At 62.2% G+C, this 17641-nt stretch carries 20 protein-coding genes; 10 read left to right on the top strand and 10 right to left on the bottom strand.

Annotation, left to right across the window (positions count from 1 at the left end):
• Positions 1-23: 23 nt before the first annotated feature.
• Together HNO52_RS08950 and HNO52_RS08945 are read left to right on the top strand one after the other, a co-directional pair.
• Positions 24-368, top strand: coding sequence for a 4a-hydroxytetrahydrobiopterin dehydratase (locus tag HNO52_RS08950; protein WP_197568787.1), 345 nt, complete (start codon positions 24-26; stop codon positions 366-368).
• Positions 369-615: 247 nt separating this feature from the next.
• A complete protein-coding gene (locus HNO52_RS08945; protein ID WP_197568786.1) occupies positions 616-882 on the top strand; it encodes a ComEA family DNA-binding protein in 267 nt (88 codons plus the stop codon).
• Between the two features lie 95 nt (positions 883-977).
• Here the strand turns inward: HNO52_RS08945 and HNO52_RS08940 are convergent, their stop codons facing one another.
• On the bottom strand, positions 978-1739 hold the full coding sequence (locus HNO52_RS08940; protein WP_197568785.1) for an SDR family oxidoreductase: 762 nt from the start codon (positions 1737-1739) through the stop codon (positions 978-980).
• 251 nt (positions 1740-1990) lie between these two features.
• Here HNO52_RS08940 and HNO52_RS08935 point away from each other — a divergent pair, with 251 nt between their 5' ends.
• The 6 genes from HNO52_RS08935 (at position 1991) to HNO52_RS08910 (ending at position 8716) form a co-directional block, all read left to right on the top strand.
• Entirely contained in the window at positions 1991-2509 is a 519-nt protein-coding gene (locus HNO52_RS08935) for an FxsA family protein (RefSeq protein ID WP_197568784.1), read from the top strand.
• A gap of 223 nt (positions 2510-2732) precedes the next feature.
• The gene (locus tag HNO52_RS08930) at positions 2733-3026 is read left to right on the top strand and encodes a co-chaperone GroES (protein WP_104204123.1); all 294 of its coding nucleotides are present in this window, start codon (positions 2733-2735) and stop codon (positions 3024-3026) included.
• Between the two features lie 59 nt (positions 3027-3085).
• Positions 3086-4729, top strand: coding sequence for a chaperonin GroEL (groL, locus tag HNO52_RS08925; RefSeq protein WP_197568783.1), 1644 nt, complete (start codon positions 3086-3088; stop codon positions 4727-4729).
• 1011 nt (positions 4730-5740) lie between these two features.
• Positions 5741-7411: a group II intron reverse transcriptase/maturase gene (ltrA, locus tag HNO52_RS08920; RefSeq protein ID WP_197568782.1), complete on the top strand. Its 1671-nt coding sequence runs from the start codon at positions 5741-5743 to the stop codon at positions 7409-7411.
• A 107-nt stretch (positions 7412-7518) separates the two neighbouring features.
• Positions 7519-7743, top strand: a complete 225-nt coding sequence (locus HNO52_RS08915; protein WP_197568781.1) for a DUF2188 domain-containing protein — start codon at positions 7519-7521, stop codon at positions 7741-7743.
• Positions 7744-7981: 238 nt separating this feature from the next.
• A complete protein-coding gene (locus tag HNO52_RS08910) occupies positions 7982-8716 on the top strand; it encodes an RNA methyltransferase (RefSeq protein WP_197568780.1) in 735 nt (244 codons plus the stop codon).
• Between the two features lie 218 nt (positions 8717-8934).
• On the opposite strand, the gene HNO52_RS08905 is transcribed toward HNO52_RS08910, so the two are convergent.
• The 9 genes from HNO52_RS08905 to HNO52_RS08865 all read right to left on the bottom strand — a co-directional run bounded on the left by HNO52_RS08905 (position 8935) and on the right by HNO52_RS08865 (position 16089).
• The gene (locus HNO52_RS08905; protein WP_197568779.1) at positions 8935-9954 is read right to left on the bottom strand and encodes an Lnb N-terminal periplasmic domain-containing protein; all 1020 of its coding nucleotides are present in this window, start codon (positions 9952-9954) and stop codon (positions 8935-8937) included.
• Between the two features lie 92 nt (positions 9955-10046).
• Positions 10047-11015, bottom strand: a complete 969-nt coding sequence (locus HNO52_RS08900; RefSeq protein ID WP_197568778.1) for a branched-chain amino acid transaminase — start codon at positions 11013-11015, stop codon at positions 10047-10049.
• A gap of 15 nt (positions 11016-11030) precedes the next feature.
• On the bottom strand, positions 11031-12149 hold the full coding sequence (locus HNO52_RS08895) for a histone deacetylase-like amidohydrolase (RefSeq protein WP_197568777.1): 1119 nt from the start codon (positions 12147-12149) through the stop codon (positions 11031-11033).
• Entirely contained in the window at positions 12139-13086 is a 948-nt protein-coding gene (gene lhpI, locus HNO52_RS08890) for a bifunctional Delta(1)-pyrroline-2-carboxylate/Delta(1)-piperideine-2-carboxylate reductase (protein ID WP_197568776.1), read from the bottom strand. The genes HNO52_RS08895 and lhpI overlap by 11 nt, the downstream gene beginning before the upstream one ends.
• Before the next feature lies 1 nt (position 13087).
• Positions 13088-13444 (bottom strand): RidA family protein, encoded by a 357-nt coding sequence (locus HNO52_RS08885; protein ID WP_197569159.1) that lies wholly within the window; start codon positions 13442-13444, stop codon positions 13088-13090.
• 71 nt (positions 13445-13515) lie between these two features.
• The gene (locus HNO52_RS08880) at positions 13516-14550 is read right to left on the bottom strand and encodes a histone deacetylase family protein (protein WP_197568775.1); all 1035 of its coding nucleotides are present in this window, start codon (positions 14548-14550) and stop codon (positions 13516-13518) included.
• 115 nt (positions 14551-14665) lie between these two features.
• Positions 14666-15436 carry an AraC family transcriptional regulator gene (locus HNO52_RS08875; protein WP_197568774.1) on the bottom strand — a complete coding sequence of 257 codons (771 nt, stop codon included), beginning with the start codon at positions 15434-15436 and terminating at the stop codon, positions 14666-14668.
• A gap of 82 nt (positions 15437-15518) precedes the next feature.
• Positions 15519-15800, bottom strand: a complete 282-nt coding sequence (locus HNO52_RS08870) for a hypothetical protein (protein ID WP_197568773.1) — start codon at positions 15798-15800, stop codon at positions 15519-15521.
• Between the two features lie 109 nt (positions 15801-15909).
• Positions 15910-16089 carry a hypothetical protein gene (locus HNO52_RS08865; RefSeq protein ID WP_197568772.1) on the bottom strand — a complete coding sequence of 60 codons (180 nt, stop codon included), beginning with the start codon at positions 16087-16089 and terminating at the stop codon, positions 15910-15912.
• Between the two features lie 162 nt (positions 16090-16251).
• Here HNO52_RS08865 and HNO52_RS08860 point away from each other — a divergent pair, with 162 nt between their 5' ends.
• Positions 16252-17460 (top strand): MFS transporter, encoded by a 1209-nt coding sequence (locus HNO52_RS08860; protein ID WP_197568771.1) that lies wholly within the window; start codon positions 16252-16254, stop codon positions 17458-17460.
• Complete coding sequence (locus tag HNO52_RS21235) at positions 17457-17582, top strand: hypothetical protein (RefSeq protein WP_269476081.1); 126 nt, start codon at positions 17457-17459, stop codon at positions 17580-17582. The genes HNO52_RS08860 and HNO52_RS21235 overlap by 4 nt, the downstream gene beginning before the upstream one ends.
• Positions 17583-17641: the final 59 nt, after the last annotated feature.

Below are 17641 nucleotides of genomic sequence, written 5' to 3'. Positions count from 1 at the left end.
CAACACTTCGACGAGGAGCCAACATGAGCCAACTTTCCGAACAGCAGTGCGAAGCCTGCAGCTGGGATGCCTCTCACCTCAGCGACGCCGAGATCGAAACCCTCAAGGCCGACATTCCCGAATGGAGCGTGATGGAGCGCGAAGGTGTCAAGCAGCTCGAACGCATGTTCAAGTTTCGCAATTTCAAGCAGGCCCTGGCCTTCACCAACCGCGTCGGTGACATCGCCGAGGAAGTGGGCCACCACCCCGCCCTGCTGACGGAGTGGGGCAAGGTCACCGTGACCTGGTGGTCCCACGAGATGAAGGGGCTGCACAAGAACGACTTCATCCTCGCCGCCCGCACCGACAAGGTTGCCGAAACCGGCTGATCAGTTCGCTCACCCCGCCCGAGCTTCGACATCGGGCGGGGCCGCCTCCAGCACCCATTCCTCCGCCATCTTGTCTGAATTCGCACAAGGGTATGGGTCAATTTCGCCTAAACACTATCGGTTTTTTCTTACATAGCAAAGGGCGATATGCCTATCCTTTACCCCGCCTGGCTCGTTTAGCTTGAAGGGCGAGACCTAACCGGGTCTCGAACGCTCCAAGTTGAAACTTCAGAAAGGGGAATAAAAGATGAAGGGAGTCATTCAAGCTACCTTGCTGGCACTGACGCTGAGCTTCGCCTCGCTGGCCATGGCTCAGGATGTGGCGCCGATCAACGTGAATACCGCCGATGCAGAGCTGCTCGCCGAGCTTCCAGGCGTCGGACCGAGTCGTGCGCAGGCGATCATCGAGGATCGCGAAGCCAACGGAAACTTCGAGAGCGCCGATGACCTGACCCGGGTCAGCGGTATCGGAACGGCCACCGTGGATGGTTTCCGCGACCAAGTGGAATTCTAAGACCAGGATCCCGCATTGGCCGAAACGCGGCGAGGCCGGCTATCACCGGCCTCGCTGACGTTCCGAGCAGAGTTTTTCTTATTTGTTATTAGGGCTTATAGACGCAAACCACCGTCGCATTCGATCACCCGACCGGTGAAGTAGTCATTCTCGATGATGAACGCCACGCTCTGGGCGATATGATCGGGATCGCCGAGCCGCCTGAGCGGCACACCGGCGGTCAACTTCTCGAGCATGTCTTCACGCATCGAGGCGGTCATGTCGGTCTCGATGAAGCCCGGTGCCACCGCACCCACGCGAATCCCGTAGCGTGCCAGCTCCTTGGCCCAGGTAGTGGTCAGCGCCACCACGGCAGCCTTGGCCGCCGCATAGTTGCTCTGCCCCATGTTACCGGCCCGCGAGATGCTGGAAATATTGACGATCACCCCGTCATGCCCCGCCTCCACCATCTGGCTGGCGGCCTCACGGCCACATAGGAACACGCCGGTGAGGTTGACGTCGATGACGGACTGCCACTGCTCCAGCGACATCGTCTTCTCGACCTTGCCGTCCTTCGCCTTGACCAGCAGCGCATCACGCAGAATACCGGCATTGTTGACCAGGCCGCTGACAGGACCCAGGGTAGCCGCCACGTCGCCGAAGGCCTGCTTCACCGATGTCTCGTCCGCCACGTTGACGCGGAATGCGGCCGCCTCGATGCCTTCCGCATGCAACGTGGATACAGCCTTGTCCAGAGCGTCGCTGTCCATGTCCAACAGCGCCAGCGTGGCGCCCTGACGACCCAGGCGACGCGCCATGGCGAAACCAAGGCCCCTGGCGCCGCCGGTAATGCCTATCACGGTCTTGTCCAGTTTCATTCGCTGTCCCCTGTAAGTAGTGAGCCGGTTCGAAGCCCGTTCGATTCAAGAGCAAAGACGTTCGTCCCGCTGCGCTCATATTCTTTTCGCCATGCTGTCTTTTCGGCAGAAAGCTCAGTCGACTTGAGGGCGAAGCCGTTTTTTTGTGCATTGCAGCACAAGATTATCACGAACTCACGCCAATCGACCAATACGCTTGCATTTGTTCCAATCGCCCCCATGATCAGCAGAACGCCACCTCCGGAGACGACATGCCGTTACTGATCTTCTTTACGCTTTTCACCCTGCTCGACTTCATCGTGCTCTTTTCCGTTGGCAGCCACATCGGCCTCCTGTCCACTCTGGCGCTGGTTCTCGCCACCGGCTTCATCGGGCTTTATCTGATTCGAAAGCAGGGCACCGCCACTCTCGCCCGCGCTCGCCAACGCATGGCACAAGGCGAGCTGCCCTCGAGCGAACTGTTGACGGGAGCGGCGCTGATCTTCGGCGGCGCCCTGTTGCTCGCACCCGGTTTCCTTTCCGATGCACTCGGCCTGCTCTGCGTCTTGCCCGGCGCACGCCGTCTGCTTGCACGCCTGATGGCACTGCTCAACTTGCGTGTGCTTGGAGTGGCCCAGCGTGGACCGCAAGGCAACCCGGGGCGCAGCGACGACTGGCACCGCCCCGAGAGCGATGGGTATGAGCGCAGTGCGAATGACGAACAGCCGAATGGCAGTGACGGACAACCGCTGGAAGGCGATTTCATCAGTCGCAACGAGCCACGCCGCTAGCCCGTACCAGGGAATCGCCCAGGCAAAAAATTTTTACCGCTGGCCCTTGAAAGGGATTTGCCCGGCCCCATTTCTCGGTCAGCACAAGGCTACGGTGCCGAGTGGAACTCGGCATCTTCAACAAGGAAGGCGTCCTCGCCCTCCCCCTTCCGGTTCGACCGGGAGGAATTGATGAACCGCCATGCATGCCATGGCACAACTGACCATCAGGAGAACGTGAGCAATGAACATCCGTCCCTTGCACGATCGCGTCGTCGTCCGTCGCGTTGAAGAAGAGCAAAAAACCGCTGGCGGCATCGTGCTTCCGGGCAATGCCCAGGAAAAGCCGACTCGTGGCGAAGTGCTCGCCGTCGGTAACGGCCGGATTCTCGACAACGGTGACGTTCGCCCGCTGGACGTCAAGGTCGGCGACACCGTGATTTTCAAGGAAGGCTTTGGCGTCGAGAAGCAGAAGATCGATGGCGAGGAAGTCCTGATCATGAGCGAGTCCGATATCCTCGCCGTGGTCGAAGGCTGAGCCAACGCACCTACTCCGTTCCCATAAGACGTTCACGAACTGACAGGAAGTAACGAAAAATGGCAGCGAAACAAGTCAAATTCTCCGACGACGCCCGCAAGCGCATGGCCCGTGGCGTTGACGTCCTGGCCAATGCCGTCAAGGCCACCCTGGGTCCGAAAGGCCGCAACGTGGTTCTGGAGAAGTCCTTCGGCGCCCCGACCGTGACCAAGGACGGCGTCTCCGTCGCCAAGGAAATCGAACTGAAAGACAAGTTCGAGAACATGGGCGCACAGATGGTCAAGGAAGTCGCCTCCAAGACTTCCGACGTCGCAGGTGACGGCACCACCACCGCCACCGTGCTGGCCCAGTCCATCGTCACCGAGGGCATGAAGGGCGTCACCGCCGGCATGAACCCGATGGACCTCAAGCGCGGCATCGATCAAGCCGTGATTGCCGCAGTCAAGGAAATCCAAGCCCTGGCCGTGCCCTGCACCGACTCCAAGGCCATCGCCCAGGTCGGCACCATCTCCGCCAACGGTGACAAGCGCATCGGTGAAATCATCGCCGAAGCGATGGAGAAGGTCGGCAAGGAAGGCGTCATCACCGTCGACGAAGGTCGTGGCTTCGAGGACGAACTGGAAGTCGTCGAGGGCATGCAGTTCGACCGCGGCTACCTGTCGCCCTACTTCGTGACCAATCAGGACACCATGGCGGTCGAGCTCGAAGACCCCTACCTGCTGCTGGTCGACAAGAAGATCTCCAACATCCGCGAACTGCTGCCGGTGCTGGAAGCCGTCGCCAAGTCCGGCAAGCCGCTGGCGATCATCGCCGAGGACATCGAAGGCGAAGCGCTGGCCACCCTGGTGGTCAACAACATGCGCGGCATCGTCAAGGTCGCAGCTGCCAAGGCGCCCGGCTTCGGTGACCGCCGCAAGGCCATGCTGCAGGATATCGCCATCCTGACCAACGGCACCGTGATCTCCGAGGAAGTGGGTCTGACCCTGGAGCAGGCCAACCTGGATCACCTGGGCAGCGCCAAGCGCATCACCATGTCCAAGGAGAACACCACCATCATCGACGGCGCCGGTAACGAGGGCGACATCGAAGCCCGCGTCAACCAGATTCGCGCGCAGATCGAAGACACTTCTTCCGATTACGATCGCGAGAAGCTGCAGGAGCGCGTCGCCAAGCTGGCTGGCGGCGTGGCCGTGATCCGCGTCGGTGCCGCCACCGAAGTGGAGATGAAGGAGAAGAAGGCTCGCGTCGAGGACGCCCTGCACTCCACTCGCGCCGCGGTCGAGGAAGGCGTTGTACCTGGCGGTGGTACCGCTCTGGTCCGCGTACTGACCAAGATCAAGGACCTCAAGGGCGAGAACGAGGACCAGACCCACGGTATCGCCATCGCCCTGCGTGCCATGGAGTCTCCGCTGCGTCAGATCGTGACCAACGCCGGTCAGGAAGCTTCCGTGATCCTCAACGAGGTCAAGGCAGGCCAAGGCAACTTCGGCTACAACGCCCAGACCGGCGAGTTCGGCGACCTGTTCGAGATGGGTGTGCTGGACCCGGCCAAGGTGACCCGCTCTGCGCTGCAGTCCGCCGGTTCGGTGGCTGGCCTGATGATCACCACCGAGTGCATGATCGCCGACGACCCGGAAGAGAAGGAAGCCGGTCCGGACATGGGCGGCATGGGTGGAATGGGTGGCATGGGCGGCATGATGTAGTGCGACGAGAGTCGCTTAGGTAGCTAGCCTAGCGGGCTACATCATTGTGGCCACCGACCCTGGAGTCGGTGGCCACACACCCGCAGAAAAAGCAATTTGCTAAACCCGGTATCCGGGGCTTTCTCAAGACCCGGATACCGGTCACCTGTAACTAGGGTGTACCGTCCTCGGTGTCTGGGGGAAACCCCGAGTCCTCGCCTCACGGCGACGGATCTATCAATGCTGAAGTTCGGCCAAATGGCCGGATGACGTAGCAGAGATTGCCGTGTCTACAAAGCTTGCTGGCACCTAGTGGCGCAAGCCTTTCCTGCTATTGTCTCACCTTGGGGTATTTCGGGGTAACGAGACCTGTTGTTCAGCCAACAGTAGCCTAGGGGTAGTGCATTACTGGCAACGGTGGTGTGCGAAGCTCCCTGACAATGTAGTCCCACCTCGGTGGACTGTCCGTGCCGCGAGGCACGCCAGTGACTCTGCCAGCAACAGGCGGATGAGACGCTAGGCTGGGTGGTACGACCAACGCAAGTGAACTGCTGATAAACACCGTCAACCGCAAGAAGCCAAAGTTGCTGACAGGCTTCAACCAAAAGGTGTGTAGCCGGTTATGCCCCTTACATCTGGGCATACGCTGACGCACGGCTACCGGTGGATAGGCAGGGTCTAACCCACTCATGTAGAAGGAAAGGAACTCGGTAAGCCCGTATCTCTGCCCTCGGGCAGGCGAGCCGCAAGGCAAGCTGTTGGAGGTGCGGGTAGAGGAGGATAGAAAAAGCGAATGCCTGTCTGTAATGGATGGGATAGGGGTTCGAACTTTGCCCCGACGCGAAAGCGTGCCGACTTCTGTCTGGTCTCTGATCGCGTGAAGGCGCGTAAAGCCGCCTGAAAGCACCATCCGTGGTTTGGATGGACAGTACGAATGCCCTTGCGGGGTGAGGCTCACCTTCCCCGCAAGGGGTTAGTGCCGTCTTCACCCCTCGGGGCATTTTTCGTCAATGCTCAGAGGAGGATAGCAAGATGAGTACTCTTGAAAGCGTACCTGCATTCTCCCACTCGGCATCAAGCTGGCACACCATCGATTGGAAGGTCTGCCATCGCCGTGTGAGGAGGCTACAGGTACGGATCGCGAAGGCTGCCCATGATCAGAAGTGGCGCAGGGTCAAATCCCTGCAACGCATGCTGGTCCGCTCGTTCTCAGCCAGGGCACTGGCTGTGAAACGCGTCACCGAGAACCAGGGCAAGAAAACGCCTGGTGTTGATGGGGCATGCTGGGACACTCCGGATGACAAGTGGGAAGCGATCTTCCGTTTGCAGCGGAAGGGCTACAAGCCCAGACCGCTTCGTCGGGTCTATATACCAAAGGCCAACGGTCAACGTCGGCCGCTGGGAATCCCGACGATGCTGGATCGCGCCATGCAGGCAATGTACCTGCTTGGGCTCGAACCGGTAGCAGAAACGACGGCGGATCGGAACTCCTACGGCTTTCGGCCCATGCGAGCCACCGCGGATGCGATTGAGCAATGCTTCGTCAATCTCAGCCGCAAGCACTCGGCTCAGTGGGTACTCGAAGGCGACATCAAGGGGTGCTTCGACAACATCGACCACGAGTGGCTGGTCCGGAATATCCCCATGGATAGGACGGTCCTCCGCAAGTGGCTTAAAGCGGGATACATGGAGTCCTCACGGCTCCTTCCGACGACGGCGGGAACACCGCAAGGTGGCATCATCTCGCCGGTATTGGCCAATATGGCGCTTGATGGTTTGGAAGCGGTGCTCGAATCCCAATTCGGGAAGAAGAACACCAAGGCCAGCTACAAGACCAAGGTCAATTATGTGCGGTACGCGGACGACTTCATCATCACCGGCATCTCCAAGGAGCTGCTGGAGGAGGACGTGAAACCCATCGTCGAGGCCTTCATGGCCGAGCGTGGGCTCACGCTCTCGGTGGAGAAGTCCGTGGTCACGCACATAGCGGATGGATTCGACTTCCTGGGCCAGAATATTCGCAAGTACAGTGACAAGTGCCTCATCAAGCCGAGTCACAAGAACGTGAAGACTTTCTTGGCCAACGTAAGGAAGCTGTTGAACGCCAACAAGACCATGCCTGCCTGGTGGATCGTGGATCAGCTCAACCCGATGATTCGGGGCTGGACCAACTACCATCGGGGAGTCGCGGCCAAAGAGACGTTCAACTACGTGGACTACCGCATCTGGAAGATGCTATGGCAATGGTGCAAGAGACGGCACCTGAGCCGGCGCAAGCGCTGGATCAAGGGGAAGTATTTCCCTCCAGCAGGCAAGCGTCAGTGGGTCTTCCAGGGTGAGTATCCCGGCGGCAAGCGAGTGTATCTGCTCTATGCCAGCGATGTGCCGATCAAGCGGCATACCAAGATCAAGGCGGAAGCGAACCCTTACGACCCGGCGTTCGAGACCTATTTCGAGGAACGGCTGGAACGTTCCTGGAAGGAATCGACAAAGGGAAGGAAGAAGCTGCAGACGCTCTGGTCCCGGCAAGGCAAGCGCTGCCCGATGTGCCAACAGTTCATCACCTGGGAAACCGGGTGGAACATCCACCACGTGGTGGAGAGGCACAAGGGTGGCGGCGACGAGCTGGAGAACTTGGTACTGCTGCATCCCAACTGCCATCGGCAACTGCACTCGTCTGCGCTGGTCAGGCAGTCGAGTTAAGCACAACATGTTGTGCTGTGACAGCTGGTGATAGGCATATGTTGCAATGACTGGTACTGCATGCTATATACCCATACAGGCTCGCAAAGACCCGTAGGGGGTGACTCATGGCAGGCAAGAACCAGCATGTGGTGCAACGGCCCGATGGCTGGGCGGTACGTGGTGAAGGTAACTCTCGAGATACCTCGCATCACTCCACCCAGAGCGAGGCCGCAGACGCCGCTCGTGACATCGCCAGGAACCAGCAAAGCGAGGTGCTCATCCATGGCCGGGATGGCAAGATCCGGGAGAAGGACTCCTACGGAAACGATCCATTCCCGCCCAAGGGTTAGTACTTGTAAGTGCAACCGGCTCAACTTTTCGTTGGGCTTACAGAGGCTTGAGCCGTATGCGGGGAAACTCGCACGTACGGTTCTTAGGGGGCGGCGGGGCAGAAATGCCCTGCTGCTACCCGACAGCAGCCTCCACTCTTAGGCCTTACGGCCTGAAGGAATGAGCAAGCCCCGCCATCGTGCGGGGCTTGTGCTTTTTGGGCTACCATCACACTTTTCCCCACAAGCAAGCCGACCCATGCTCGCCAATATTCGTATCGTTCTCGTCCAGACCTACCACCCCGGCAACATCGGTGCCTCGGCACGGGCCATGAAGACCATGGGCCTGACCGACCTGGTGTTGGTCAACCCCCGCTGTTTCCCCGATGGCGAGGCATCGCGCCTGGCCGCCGGTGCCGAAGACGTGATCGACAGTGCCCGTATCGTCACAACGCTCGAGGAGGCGGTATCCGACTGCGTGCAAGTCGTGGGCGCCAGCGCCCGCCTGCGCAGCCTGCCCCTGCCCCACTTCGACGAGCCGGAAACGATGGCACAAGAACTGGTCGTCCATGCCGCAGTCGATCCGGTGGCACTGGTCTTCGGCCGCGAGCGCTTCGGGCTGACCAACGACGAGATTCGCTGCTGTAGCCATCAGGTCAGCATCCCGGCCAACCCGGACTATGGCATTCTCAATCTTTCCCAGGCCGTTCAGGTACTCGCCTACGAAACGTTCAAGGCGTGGCGTCGACGCCCCGAGAGCCAGTATCGCCAACCGCGCCCCACCGAGGAGCGTCAGCCAACCCGCGAGCAGCTCACCCATTTTCACGAGCATCTGAGCCGCGTCATGCAGGCCAGCGGCTTTCTGACCCAGCCTCACGCTCGCACCGAGGCCCAACTGCAGGCGCTATTCGCGCGGGCAAGGCCCAGCCGCAAGGAGCTGTCGCTGCTGCGCGGCTTGCTGCGCTCACTGGAAGAATCACCCAACGAAGGCTAATCTTGGAATTGCCTTTATCCGACCTTTTTTCACCCCGCCGTCACGGCAATGTCACCTGCTGATGGGATAAAGGTCCGTGCCCGCCAGGGCAGAAGACAAGGGATACTGTCGAGCTGCGACACGGATGCGACCGGGCAGGAGGCCGGTGCAGGAATGTCGGCATGAAGGACCATGCCCAGGGAGACATGCGCCACGTGGCCACAGGCCCGTGGCGCTCTTTATTTTCCGTTACCGGTTCCTTCCAGCGACTCTTCCCAGCCCGGCACCTCCTGGCGGATGCGCTGCGAGAAGTCGGCAACGCGATGCGCCTGGCGAGCCTGCTCGTCGATTCTGCCTCTATCTTCCAGCTCAGGTAAGGTATATCCAGGCCATAGCCCACCGACCTTGAAGGCATAGCCCGGCAACCTGTCGGTCACCAGCAGGCGATAGTCGAAAGGCAGACGCGCCCCGATGCCGCGCGCCATGGCAAAAATCAGCGTGGTGCAGTTGGCTGTAATGGTGTTGTAGTAGCGTGGCGACTCGGCCAGTGCATTGGCCTCCTCGACATAGGCCAGCAGCAACGAACGCATGGCGCTCTGCGGCATCCGCAGCCGAAACAGTGAAACCCGCTCACCGCGCACCCCGGCTCGCAGGCCCACGGCATCGCGCTCGTCGGCGGCCACGATGGCAAGCTCGTACTGACGGAAGAAGCCGCCGATTTCTGAAAATCGCTCACCCTTGAGGCGCCGCACCTCCACCGAGAAGAGCACGAACTGCTCGCCCTCGAAGCCGAACGAGATCATCACGTGGGCGACTCCCGGCCGCCCCCAGCTCGAAACGATCATGTCGACCGAGTCGAGCCGGTCGAGATCGTAGCTTCGCTTTTGCCAGTACACCGCGGCGTCGTCGCGGGTCCGCCAGTCGAAGTCACGCACATGATGCAGTGTCAGCCTGTTGCCCTGCACCTCGCCGGTGGCCAGGTAGGTCACGTCGTCGGACCAGGGACGGTCATGGGTCGGCTGCAGCCGAAACCACCAGACGAACAGTGCCGTCAGCAGCAATAGCTGGGTCACATTCGCCAGCCACTCTCCACGCATGCCCAGCAGTAACAGTAGCAGGGCCACCATTCCCCAGCCGGCCACGGCCAAGCGTCGCTGTGTACGTGACCCTGGCAGGCGAAACCACAGTGCGGCAGCTCCCCACGCCATGAGCACGGCCAACGGAACACTCACCAAGAAACCCACGATCGCCTGAGTCATCACGCCCCACTATTCTTCGAGATGCGGCCATATTAGCAGTCTGAATATGGCGTTGCGCGACTCGAAGTACGGGGCGCACTCAGACGAACGGCTTAGATTGGGGTCAGCCAGTCGCGGAAAGCAGCCAAATCCTCGCTCGGCTCTCCACGCGTAAGCCGATGATAGAGGCGTTGCAACTGAGCCGTCACGGAGCCCCCGGCGATCGGCTGTCCCGGGGGCGGCGCACCGGCGCGTGCACCGATGTGGCGCCCATCGAGCTCACGCAGCGGCAGGAGCTCGGCAGCGGTACCGGTAACGAACGCCTCGTCGGCGACATACAACTCGTCGCGGGTGATGCGCCGCTCGCGCACCTCGATACCGAGCACCTCACGAGCCAGGTGGATCACGCTATCGCGGGTGATGCCCTGCAGACAGGAGGTGACCTCGGGCGTGTGCAGCACGCCATCGCGCAGCAGGAAGACGTTGGCGGCGGAAGCCTCGGCCACATAGCCCTCGGGGTCGAGCATGATGGTCTCGTCGAACCCCGCCTTCACGGCAGTATTGAGCGCCAGCATGGAGTTGACGTAGTGGCCGTTGGTCTTGGCTCGGCACAGGCTGATGTTGACGTGGTGGCGTGCCCAGGACGAAGTCAGCGCCCGCAGGCCCAGTGAGGCGGCCTCGGCCGAAATGTAATCGCCCAGGTCCCAGGCGGCGACCATCACGTGGACGGTGAGTCCCTTGGCGCGCAGCCCCAGTCCTTCCGCACCGAAGAAGATCGTCGGCTTGAGATAGGCGTTGCGCAGTTCGTTGCGCACCAGGCACTGCCGCTGGGCCTCGATCAATTCCGCTGCATCGAAGGCGACCGGCATGTCCAGGGCGTGGGCACTGTCGAGCAGGCGCCGTGTATGCTCGCCGACACGGAACAGATGCGTTTCCTGCGGCCCGGCATAGGCCCGCACGCCCTCGAAGCAGCCCATGCCGTAGTGCAGGGTGTGGGTCAGCAAATGGGCCTGAGCGTCGCGCCAAGGCAGCCATTCGCCATCCAGCCATATCCAACCATCCCTATCGTAGAGCGGTGTCATGTCGTCCTCGTCGGTTCACTTGAGTGCAATGCGCCGCCACTCGTCGCACCAGCCATCGATCAAGGCGCGCTGATGGGGCTGCAGCGACTGGTAGGCCCAGGCGGCAATCTCGTCGTTCTGGGGATCAGGCACCTCGGTGCGGCTGCCCGACAGCGTCTGGACCACTGCATGGCCGCACAGCGGTACATAGCCTTCGGAGTAGCCGCCTTCGTGAATCATCACCAGCTTGCCGCCGCTGATGCGCTCGGCCAGGGCCTTGAGCTGCTGGGTCATGGCGGCGAAGGCGGCACTATTGAGCATCATCTTGCCCAGCGGGTCCTTGGCGCAAGCGTCATAGCCGCTGGCCACGACGATCAGGTCCGGGGCGAACCCGCCGATGGCAGGCAGTACCAACTCCTGCATGGCATAGCGGTAGGCGCCGATGCCGCTGCCAGGTGGCAGCGGAAGGTTAAGATTGGTGCCGTAGCCTGCTCCTTCGCCCAATTCGTCGAAATCGCCACTGTCCAGCGGATAGTTGCCGGCCTGATGTATCGACACGGTCAGCACGTCAGGGTCGTCGTAGAATGCAGCCTGCTGGCCGTTTCCGTGGTGCACGTCCCAGTCGAGTATCGCCACTCGCTGGGCCAGTCCCTTCGCCCGGGCACGCATCACCGCCACCGGGACGTTGCCCAGCAGGCAGAAGCCACGGCCACGGTCGGCCTCGGCATGATGCCCCGGCGGCCGGCACAGGGCGTAGGCGTTGGCCAGCTCGCCGCTGGCTACCGCCTCTACCGCGGCAATCGCCAACCCAGCCGACTGGCGGGCCGCGGCCAGGCTGCCCGGTGTATAGGGAGCGCATTCGCCAGCATCGCCGCCTCGGGTCGTGTCGCCCTCCTCGAGCTCGTCGAGGTAACGTCCCGTATGAAAGCGCGCCAGGTCCTCGCGGCTGGCCGATGGCGCCTTGCGTACCTCGAGTTCCTCGATCAACCCCGAGACCTCGAGCAGGTTCTTCAGCCGGCGCTTGCTCTCGGGGCTCTCCGAAGCGGGCTGCGGCTGCAGGAACTCTCCCGGTCCCGAGAACACACCGATTGACCCAGGGTCGTGCCAGAAGCAGCGCTCGTGCCAGAAGAAGCCGGTCCTGCCACTATTCTTCATGCACCCTCTCCAGTTGCTCCCAGACTTCGATGGCGGCCGCCAGATCTTCCAACGACGCACCCACCGACTTGAACACGGTGATGGCCTCAGCCGAGCTGCGACCGGGCTTGTCGCCGCGCACCAGCTCTGACAGTTCGGCGGCGATGTCGTCGAAGGCGAACGACCCTTCGTCGATGGCCTGGAGAATGTCGCCCGCCTCACCCCGGGCGCCGGCGTAGGTGTCGACGAAAACCTCGCCGCGGCGCAGGCACTCGGCGTCGGTCTCGCGCATGGTCGGGCGAAACGCACCGATCAGGTCGAGATGGGTACCCGGCGCCAGCCATTCGCCACGAATCAGCGGCTCGGTCGATAGCGTCACGCAGCTGATCAGGTCGGCCTCAGGCACGGCCGCTTCGAGATCCTCCACCGCTTCGCAATCGAAGCGGTCGGCGTACTCGGCAGCCAGACGCCGCGCCTTATCCGGGTTACGGCCCCAGATCCGCACTCGCTTGATCGGACACACCGCAGCGTGAGCCTCAATCACCATGGGAGCCAGCTTGCCGGTCCCGACCACCAACAGGCTTTCGGCGTTCTCACGGGCCAACTCACGGGCCGCCAGAGCCGAGGCCGCCGCGGTGCGGCGCCGGGTCAGCTCGCTGCCGTCGAGGCAGGCCAAGGGGCGCCCGTGGGTGCCCTCGCTGAGCAGATAGACACCGGAAATAGCCGGCACCCCGTGGTCGGCGTTCTGGGGAAAGACATTGACCATCTTCACGCCGATGTAACCGGCCCGCTCCCAGGCCGGCATCAACAGCATGGTGGCTTCGCCATCGGGACGATGCATGGCGTGGTGATGACGCGGCGGAGACTCCACGCCCTCACGGAACGTCAGCGCCAGGCGCTCGACCAACGCCGACCAGGGCAGCGCACCGGCCACTTCCTCGGCTGTGACGATTCGCATCTCAGGCCTCCGGCAGGGCCGCGACAACCATGATCTCGACCTTCCATTCGGGTTTGGCCAGCTTGGCCTCGAGCGCGGCACGCACCGGTGGGCGACCCGGTACCACCCAGGCCTCCCAGGCTTCATTCATCTGGCCGAACTCGGCCATGTCGGTGACCCAGACTTGGGCTGACAGCAGGTTCTCCTTGGAGGTACCGGCCTGGGCCAGCAGTTCGTCGATACGCGCCAGGACCTGCTCGGTCTGCCCGCGCATGTCGGCAGTGGCGTCGCTCGGCACCTGGCCCGCCAGGTATACGGTGCCGTTGTGCACGGCGATCTGGCTCATGCGGGCGTTGCTCTCATGGTATTGGATGCTCATGTCGATCATGTCGCTCTCTCGAAAAAAATACGTGGTCAAAGAAACGATACTTGCACGGTGAAGCCGTGCCGTCAGTCGCCGGTGAAGCCATTCATGAAGGCGGCCAGGTTATCGCCCAAGTGCTCGGTGGGATAGCCACCCTCCTGCACCAGTACGGCCGGTTGCGTCAGCCGGGCCAGCCGCTTGCCCACCGCAGCGAAGTCCTCAGTCTCGAGTGCCATGCCGGCCAGCGGGTCGGCGCGGTGGGCATCCAGCCCCAGGGCGATCACTACTGCCTCGGGACGGAACGCTTCCATACGTGCGATCAGAATCTCAAGTGCTTCAAGGAAGGCTGTGCCATCGCTGCCCAGCGGCAGTGGCAGGTTTACGTTGGCGCCCAACCCCTCGCCCATGCCCTCCTCGTTGGCACCACCCCAGAAGAAGGGATAGAAATCGCTCGGGTCGGCATGCACCGAACCGGTCCAGACGTCGTCACGGTTAAAGAAAATATCCTGGGTACCGTTGCCATGGTGCAGGTCGATATCGAGTATGGCAACGCGCGAGAACTGCTCGCGCAATACCGTGGCCGCCAGCGCCGAATTGTTGAGAAAGCAGAAGCCTCCCGCCCGGTCTGGCCCGGCGTGATGGCCCGGCGGGCGGCACAACGCATAGGTGTTACCGTGGCCGCCAAGCAGCGCCTCGGCCGCCGCCTGGGCGGTAGCCGCACTGGCCAGGATGCCGCGGAAGCTGTCGGCGCCGATGGGGCACGCCATGTCGTGCATATGCCAGCCGGCCTGGCCCACTGGATGGCGCGGATAATGGTGGCCGCCACCGCAGGGATGAATGTTAGGCGTCACCAGCTCGGAGGCGGCCGGCATTTCACGCCACCGGGCATGAATGGTCTCGAGAAAGTCGAGGTAGCGCGGCGTGTGGATCCGTGCCAACCGACTACGCAGCCGCGGGCTGTCGAGGTCATCGGGCTCGCGCAGGGTCAGGCCCGCGGCGGCCAGGCCCTTGGCCAGCAGCTCGGCGCGCACCGGCCCTTCGGGGGAAGAGGTGAGCTGACCACGTATCAGAAAGGAGCCGGGTGCGTGGCACTCTTGGTCCGGGTGGTAGAAGAGCTTCATCGTGTCTGTCCTTGCATTCACGTTCCTCGGTCGAGAGCGAGAAATACTCGATTCTTAAGCATAAGGGAAACTTGCCGCCCCGTTTTTCCCTGACTCTTGTCTTCTTGCCCCAGGCTCAGCGATCACCACGCTCGGTGGAGGGGGAAGTCTCGAAATGACGCCGGTAGGCGCGGCTGAAGCTGCCCTGGTCTCGAAAACCGACCAGGCTGGCGATATGCCCCAGACTCAGGCGGCTGTGCCTAACCAGCGCCCGGGCATGCTCGAGCCGGCGCTGCTGCACGTAGGCCAAGGGCGTGACGTCGGTGAGATCACGGAACAGCGCATGGAAATGCCCAGGACTCAGGGCACAGAGCGCCGCCAGTTGGTCGACGCGGATCTCGTCGGCTAGATGCCGGTCGATCCAGACATCGAGGCTGCCGAGGTCGATACGCTCACTGGAGTGGCGGCCGAACAGAGCCGCGCCAGGCACCTCCTCCTTGAGCTGCAGATAGAGCGCACGCAGCAGCAGCGCAGCGATCTCGCTGTGCAGAGCCGGGAACTGTTCGAGCTGAGCCATCAGCGTGACGGCAAGATGGTTGAGGCGGGTCGATACGGGAAAGAAACGCGGTCGCTCGAACAGACGCTGCAGGTCCTCACCGTCGCGCATGTCGTCCAGCGCGGCCAGTGGTACGTCGAGCACCAGCGTACGATTGCGTCCGTCGCCTTCGTACTCGTGATGGCTGGCACAGGGAATCAGGCAGCCACGCCCACCGGTCACACGACCGCCAACGCCCTCGATATCGAGTTCGGTGACACCGCAAGTCGCCAGAATCAACTGGTGGTGCGTATGGGCATGAGCCACGTGTTCCTGGCCCAGGTTGGAGGCGCGCAGGTCGAGTAGAGACATGACGGTTCCTTGACGCCCGCTCGATCAGGGAAACTTCTACATTACCTTGCCGAGCGACATCATGAAACCGGCCCATTACCTGTCAGCAGCGGCCCTGCATACCCAGCCCGGGTGGACAGAAACCGCCGCGATGGTGACGACGGTCCCGATAACGGCGGTCGTCGTAATAACGGTGGCCGTCACGATAGTAGTGGCGCTCTACGTAGCGCTCACGGTGACGTTGCCTGTCGCCGTGATAATGGCGATGGGAACCATCGACCACGACCAGCGGCTCGGGCATGATGCGCGCCGGCGAATAGCTGCAGCCGGCCAGGGCCAACATGAAGGGCAAGATGGCCAGGATGAGCAAGCGGGACGTTCTCATGGTATGTACCTCGCAAGTGCAAGAACTCCAGACGCCCCTTCCGGTTCCCGTTCGAAGTCGTTATGGCTACGACTCTAGTCAGTCTAGCGCGCCTTTGGAGAGCGCTGACTCAGCAGCGTCCTTTCTTCGCCTGTCCCGGAGGACAGAAGCCACCCCCATGATGCCCACCGCGGCCATCATCAATGACGATCAGCGGCTCGGACTTGATACGTGCCGGCTGATAGCTGCAGCCCGCCACCAGCATGGCGGCAAGCATCAGAACGAAAGGAAACAACAGGCGCCGTGACATGACGTATCTCCAAGTTGACGAACAGTGTTCATGATAGCCGAGTACATCGCCTTTACACATGTGGCACACCGGCTACACAAGTGTCGCCAACCGGTGACATTGCCAGCCATTGGAGAAAGCGCGATAGTGCATGCTCGTTAGCCTGCAAACTGGACGACTCCCATGGACGCCCTTCGCCGCCACACGCTACTGCTGATCCTGCTCGGCAGTCTGGTCATCTCGCTGGCCATGGGTCTGCGCCATGGCTTCGGCCTGTTCCTCGAGCCGATGAGCAGTGAGCTGGGCTGGGGTCGTGAGGTATTCGCCTTTGCCCTGGCATTGCAGAACCTCATATGGGGATTTGCCCAGCCGTTCACCGGGGCGCTGGCGGACCGTTTCGGCGCGGCCCGTGTGGTGGCTGTCGGCGGTGTGCTCTACGCCTTGGGCTTGCTGTTCATGGGCCTTTCAGAATCGGCGCTGGGCATGTCGCTCTCGGCCGGGGTGCTGATCGGCCTGGGGCTCTCGGGCACGACGTTCTCGGTGATCCTCGGCGCCGTAGGCCGTGCCGTGGCACCGGAAAAGCGCAGCATGGCCATGGGCATCGTGAGTGCGGCGGGGTCGTTCGGTCAGTTCGCCATGCTGCCGGGTACCCTGGGCCTGCTCGGGTGGCTCGGCTGGTCGACCGCGCTGCTGGCAATGGGCGCCCTGGCCGCCATGATGGTGCCGCTCGGTGCCTTGCTGAAGGACCGCCCTTCCGCGCGTCAGGCCACGGATCTCTCGCTGCGCGCGGCACTGGACGAAGCCGCCGGGCACCGTGGCTTCTGGCTGCTGTGCCTGGGCTTCTTCGTATGCGGCTTCCAGGTGGTGTTCATCGGCGTGCACCTGCCCGGCTACCTGTTCGACAACGGCCTGGCCGTGAAGGTGGGCAGTACCACGCTGGCCTTGGTCGGGCTGTTCAATATCTTCGGCACCTATACTGCCGGCTGGCTGGGTGGTATCTACTCCAAGCCGCATCTGCTGAGCTGGCTCTACCTGACCCGTGGCGCGGTGATCGCCGCCTTCGTGTTCCTGCCGTTGAGCCCCGCCAGTGCCTACCTGTTCGGCATCGCCATCGGCCTGCTGTGGCTCTCCACGGTGCCGCTAACCAACGGCATCGTGGCCTCGGTATTCGGCGTACGTCATCTCTCCATGCTCGGCGGCATCGTCTTCCTGTTCCACCAAGTCGGTTCGTTCACTGGCGTGTGGCTGGGTGGCAAGCTCTACGACCTGCATGGTGACTATGACGTGGTATGGAAGCTCGCCATCCTGCTCTCAGTGGCGGCAGCGCTACTGCATTGGTTCATCAGCGAGGCGCCCATCAAGCGCCCCGCCCCCAGGGAGGTGCAGGCATGAGCCGAACCCAATCGGTGAAATTCGCCGCCCTGCTCGCCCTCGGCGCCGCCCTCGCCTTGGCATGGTGGGGCTGGCAAACGGCCGACGCCTCGCTGCTCCTGCTCGGCACGCGACTGTGCTGAGCATGGCATTAGCGCTTGCCCGGCTTGGCACGTAGCGCCGCCTGGCACTGATCCGCCAG

The sequence above is a fragment of the Halomonas sp. MCCC 1A13316 genome (genome assembly GCF_014931605.1).
Lineage (GTDB): Bacteria > Pseudomonadota > Gammaproteobacteria > Pseudomonadales > Halomonadaceae > Halomonas.
This window is presented reverse-complemented; position numbering and strand designations above follow the sequence as displayed.